Here is a 2,960-nt window from a genome sequence, read left to right as displayed (position 1 = left end):
GCTCAAAGCCAAGATTGGTTCAGCAATGGGTCAAACCTTAGTCATGGCTTTGAGCATTTTCCAGGAAAGAGCATTGTAATGACCAGTTGGTGCATCAGCTATCTCACCAATCAGAATTGGCTCGGCATTCTCTCCCCCCTCCGCTAAATCGATGGTTTTGGGATTGGGCAGGATAATTTTCTCTTGGACTGAGATTTCCTTTACTGTATCGGGGTTAAAGGGAGGGTTAGTTTGGTAAGCTGTCATGTCCGCTAGGTTGATGTAAACCCGATCGAAAGATATTTGCCAACGGTCTTTGGAAACAAAGCCCTGTCGGACAAAGTCTTCACCGTTAGCCCGAAATTGCAGCTTGCCATTCCCTGCTGTAGGCTTAGTCTCGCTCTTGGGGTCACCATCACCACAGCCTGAGAGGAAAAAGACAGCTATAACCATTATGTTTACCCATATTTGCACCTTTGTGATCATGATTATGCGATCGCTTCTACCTTCGCTTTTACCTTAATTAGTATACAAAACTTAATAAAACTGAATTTTGGGGTAATGTGCAATGCCCCTCTCCCCCATCTCGCCACACTCCATTAAGGGAGTCGGGAGCGGTGCGACCCGTGGCGAATTTAATTACGGGTCAAGCGCACCGAGGGAGTCGGGAGCGGTGCGACCCGTGGCGAATTTAATTCGCCTACGGAAAGCGCACCGAGGGAGTCGGGACTGGCTAAGCGGGAAAATTGAATGTACCCCTTCAGATCTCAAACGCTATAACCGCTTTTATCATACCTATGAGGTACAGTCTTTATTGGAGCTCATTGCCTTTAAAAGCTTCAAAATTAATGTCTTATTACTTCTGCCCTCTGCCTTAAAAGGATAAGCAAAGTACCTCACCAAAATGAAAATTGCTATATCATCAAACCCAATCGTGATTTCTCATAACACCAAGAAATCCGGCGTTGCTGAATCAAAAAATGGTATATAGCGCTTTTTATCCTCATGAGGTACACATATTTTTTTACCTCTTCCCTCTTCCCTCTTCCCTCTTCCCTCTTCCCTCTTCCCTCTTCCCTCTTCCCTCTTCCGAAGTCCCTGCTCCCTAAAACCCAAAAACTTGTACCTTACTAGATTAAAAACCGCTATTTTACCATAAAATGGTAAAAAAAGGTAGGTCTTTTATTTGCAACAAAACCTACCTATTAACAATGTTACCCACATTATACCAAAACCACCTAACAAGGAAATTTACTCTAGCCGAATATATTTCCTTAAAAATTTTCGTCAATCTCTTACAGTCAATTAAAAAAGTGAGTTTATAAAAGTTAGCCAATGCTCTCCCTTTACCGATTAAATTTGAAAGTATAATAAAAATAATTAAAAGATTTTTATGATCTCCCAATCTAACACTTGACAAAGTTTGGTTGCCAATAGTTGAAGACTGATTGAAAACCTACTTTACTGATAATCAAATAATTTATTTAGCAATTGATAGAACGAATTGGGGTTCCATCAATTTATTAATGGTTAGCTTAATTTGGGAGAAAAGGGCGTTTCCAGTATATTTTACTTTGTTGCCAAAGGGAGTAGTAATTTAACAGAACAACAAATAATCTTGTCAAAAGTTATCCCGCTTCTTGATGCAGTCGCTCATGGGGTTTACCCCATGAGCGACTGCATCAAGACAAGGAGTTAAAGTTACCAAAACCCGTGGTTTTTCCAGTTTTAATGTTGCTGGTAAGTGGCAACGTAAACTCAAAGGAAGAGCGCCGTTCGCGTAGCGTGGCCATTCGCGCAGCGTGGCCCAAAGGCCAAGGCCAAAGAAGGATGGTTTATTTTGACAAACTTTGATAAATTAGAGTTGGCAATTTCCGCTTACAAAAAAAGATTTAATATAGAGTGTTTAGAGATTTCAAGAGTGGTGGTTATAATTTAGAAAACACTAAAGTTGAGGGTAAACGGTTTATTTCTATAGTTTTATTGATATCTATAGCTTATACTTCTGCAACTTTTAAAGGTCAACATATTAAACGTAAAGGAATCCAAAGTTATGTGGGTCGTGTAAAAGAATATGGACGTATGGAGCGGAGACATAGCGGTGCGACCCAAGGCCGGGTTCCCCGGCCTTGGAGGCGCGCACCGTCCAGTTTTTACGTTGGTTTATATGGTCAAACCTGGATAAAGTTTAAGGATGTTTGTCTAGAATTAGTAACCGAATTAATGAAATTAAATCCTAATAAACGAAAGTATTATCAACGAGGTTTAAGGGCTATGTCGCTTATAGAATCTGCGTTTTAGCTTATTTCGTCACCCCCTCAGATTTTTTATACTAATTTACCACACTTAATCTAGGAGAGCCATTTATTTTTGGTTTGTGTCAGGTTAATTATTTCCTAATCACAATTACATCCTAGGCGGTTTTTTTTAGGTATGCAAGGGGTTTTTCAAAGGCTTAGGGACATTAAAAATGCCTTGTGTCTTTTAGGTAGTAGTAATTGGTTATTCGTCATTTTTCCTTTGGATGCCAGCCCTTTGCCTGGAATACTATGGGATTATTATTCGATTATATAAATAGCTAATTAGGGAAATTAGGGACATAATTATTGCTGTTTTTTCTTTTGTTATTTTATTTGTTGTGGGAGAAAAAGAATGAAGTATAGCGGTCTTTAGGGAGCAGGGACTGAGGCCGTGGGTCACGCGGGGCGCGTTCGGAGCAGGGAACAGGGAACAGGGAACAGGGAATAGGGAACAGAGAACAGAGAAGAGGGAATAGGGAGTCGGGAGTCGGGAGTCGAGGGGAGTCGGGAAATGGGTAAATGGGGAGATGGGGAGAATTATCCCGGATATTTTCGTAGATTTGGATACATATTTTGAGGAGTTTCTAGGCTCTGATTTAGGTCACAGCGTCGAAGCCTGTGCTACAAAGCTGTTTGATATATGCGATCGCGAAAGTATTGGTGAAATAGTCCAGTCAATTT

2 protein-coding genes and 1 pseudogene are annotated in these 2,960 nt (G+C 40.7%); 2 read left to right on the top strand and 1 reads right to left on the bottom strand.

Translation table 11 applies throughout. The features are described from left to right. Window positions 1-30: 30 nt before the first annotated feature. Complete coding sequence (locus F6K37_RS36710) at window positions 31-432, bottom strand: hypothetical protein (protein WP_287255904.1); 402 nt, start codon at window positions 430-432, stop codon at window positions 31-33. 229 nt (window positions 433-661) lie between these two features. Between F6K37_RS36710 and F6K37_RS36705 the strand changes: the two genes are divergently transcribed. Then, complete coding sequence (locus tag F6K37_RS36705) at window positions 662-865, top strand: hypothetical protein (RefSeq protein WP_008179222.1); 204 nt, start codon at window positions 662-664, stop codon at window positions 863-865. A 325-nt stretch (window positions 866-1,190) separates the two neighbouring features. Next, window positions 1,191-2,280: pseudogene (locus tag F6K37_RS36700) on the top strand (transposase family protein). Window positions 2,281-2,960: the final 680 nt, after the last annotated feature.

It is taken from the genome of Moorena sp. SIO4E2, assembly GCF_010671945.1.
GTDB classification, from domain to species: Bacteria; Cyanobacteriota; Cyanobacteriia; order Cyanobacteriales; family Coleofasciculaceae; genus Moorena; species Moorena producens.
This window is presented reverse-complemented; position numbering and strand designations above follow the sequence as displayed.